The organism is Streptomyces sp. SAS_270 (genome assembly GCF_052543295.1).
The window spans coordinates 43,444-45,495 of sequence record NZ_JBMNDS010000084.1 but is presented as its reverse complement, the minus strand read 5'-3'; the positions used below and the strand labels follow the sequence as shown (position 1 = coordinate 45,495).

3 protein-coding genes are annotated in these 2,052 nt (G+C 69.6%); 1 reads left to right on the top strand and 2 read right to left on the bottom strand.

Annotation, left to right across the window (positions count from 1 at the left end; genetic code table 11):
- Positions 1 to 55: 55 nt before the first annotated feature.
- Complete coding sequence (locus ACN6LB_RS37740; protein WP_445029787.1) at positions 56 to 640, bottom strand: flavodoxin family protein; 585 nt, start codon at positions 638 to 640, stop codon at positions 56 to 58.
- Positions 641 to 774: 134 nt separating this feature from the next.
- Between ACN6LB_RS37740 and ACN6LB_RS37735 the strand changes: the two genes are divergently transcribed.
- The gene (locus tag ACN6LB_RS37735) at positions 775 to 1,176 is read left to right on the top strand and encodes a winged helix-turn-helix transcriptional regulator (protein WP_445029786.1); all 402 of its coding nucleotides are present in this window, start codon (positions 775 to 777) and stop codon (positions 1,174 to 1,176) included.
- Here the strand turns inward: ACN6LB_RS37735 and mutM are convergent.
- Positions 1,149 to 2,009 carry a bifunctional DNA-formamidopyrimidine glycosylase/DNA-(apurinic or apyrimidinic site) lyase gene (mutM, locus tag ACN6LB_RS37730; protein ID WP_445029790.1) on the bottom strand — a complete coding sequence of 287 codons (861 nt, stop codon included), beginning with the start codon at positions 2,007 to 2,009 and terminating at the stop codon, positions 1,149 to 1,151. The genes ACN6LB_RS37735 and mutM overlap by 28 nt on opposite strands.
- Positions 2,010 to 2,052 lie beyond the last annotated feature (43 nt).

The following is a 2,052-nucleotide window of genomic DNA, read 5'->3' as shown; positions in this document are numbered from 1 at the left end:
TCTCCCCGGAGCGGTTGTTGCCGTCCGGGGCATCCGCGTACGCGGGGTGTGCGGGTTACGCGGCCGCGCGCCCCAGGGTGAAGACGCGCGCCGTCTCCGCGACACGGCGGCCGAGGTGTTCGGCGGTGGCCGTGTCGGACTTGTGGACGGCGTCGGGGCCCTCGTCGACGTTCGTCTGGGCGGCCGCACCGGCGAAGACACCGAGGCGGTTCAGGTCGTGCTCGGAGCCCTCGCTGTTGTTCCAGCCCGGGTGCAGGCCGAGGTTGACCCAGTTCATGCCGTGCTGCGCGGCGAGGATCTGGAAGAACTGCAGGGTGTGCAGCTTGTCGCCGCTCTTGGAGCCGGAGTTGGTGAAGCCGGCGGCCAGCTTGTCCTTCCAGTCCTGCCCGAACCAGCGCTTGGAGGACGCCTCCGCGAAGACGTGGAAGGCGCCGGACGCGGTGCCCATGTACGTCGGCGAGCCGAAGACGATCGCGTCCGAGGCGTCGAGGCTCGCCCACTGCTCCTCGGTGATCTCGGAGACGTCGATCAGGTGCACCTCGGCGCCCGCGTCGATGGCACCCGCGCGGACCGCCTCGGCGAGGACCGCCGTGTGGCCGTAGCCCGAGTGGTAGGCGATGGAGACAACAGGGGTGGTCACGTTACGTACTCCTCATGGGGACGAAAACGGGAGCCGCGCCGAAGCGGCAGCTCACCGGCAATGCCAAAAGGAAAGCACTAACTTCTAGTTAGTGCAACCTCCTGGTTAGCGCTGCACTCGAGTACGCTTGAGGAATGGACATCACACAGGAGCGCACGGAGGAGCAGGACCTTCCGTACAACGTGTTCGCCAAGGCGTGCCCCTCCCGCGGCACCCTGGAGCACGTCACCGGCCGCTGGGGTTCACTCACGCTGGGCGCGCTGTACGACGGCTCGTCCCGCTTCAACGAACTGCGCCGACGCGTCGACGGCGTCAGCGAGAAGATGCTCTCCCAGACCCTGCACGCACTGGAGCGCGACGGCCTGGTGCACCGCGAGGCGCAGCCCACGAACCCGCCGCGCGTCGACTACCGGCTCACCCCGCTCGGCCGCGAGGTCGCCGAGCGCGTGCTGACCCTCGTCCACTTCGTGGAGGGCCACATGGACGACGTACTCACGGCCCGCGAGTCCTACGACGAGACGCGCGGCGCCCGCTGACAGCGCGGGCAGAAGTAGCTGGACCGGTTCATCCACGCGCGCCGGCGCATCGGCGTCCCGCACCGGCGGCAGGGCTCGCCCTCACGCCCGTACGCGTCGAGCGACCGGTCGAAGTACCCCGACTCACCGTTGACGTTGACGTACAGGCTGTCGAAGCTGGTGCCCCCTGCGGCGAGCGCGTCGTTCATGACGTCGCGGATGTGGCCGAGCAGCTCGGTGGTGCGCGGCCGGGTGAAGGTTTCCGTGGGGCGCTCGTAGTGCAGCCTGGAGCGCCAGAGCGCCTCGTCGGCGTAGATGTTGCCGACGCCGCTGATCAGTGACTGGTCGAGCAGCGCGCGCTTGATGGTCGTGCGCCGGGCACGCAGCGCCGTGTGGAACGCGGTGTCGTCGAACAGGGGATCCAGCGGGTCGCGCGCGATGTGCGCGATGACGTCCGGCAGGCCGTCGGGAGTGTTCTCGTGCAGGGAGAGTCCGCCGAAGGTGCGCTGGTCGACGAAGCGCAGCTCGGTGCCGAGGGCGTCCTCGAAGCGGATACGGACGCGCAGGTGCTTCTCGTCGGGGGCGTCCTCGGGCTGCACCAGGAGCTGACCGCTCATGCCGAGGTGCGCGAGCACGGAGAAAGGCGAGTCGTCGAGCGGCAGCCACAGGTACTTGCCGCGCCGCCGGGCCTCGCCGATGCGGTGCCCCGCGAGCGCCTTCGCGAAGCCTTCGGGTCCCGCCAGATGCCGTCGTACGGCCCGTGGGTGCCGTACCTCGACGGTCTTCACGGCCCGCCCGCTGACCCAGCGCTCCAGACCGCGCCGTACCACTTCGACCTCGGGCAACTCGGGCACGGTGCTCCTCGTCAAGGGAACGAACCCCGTCGCACCGCAGTGC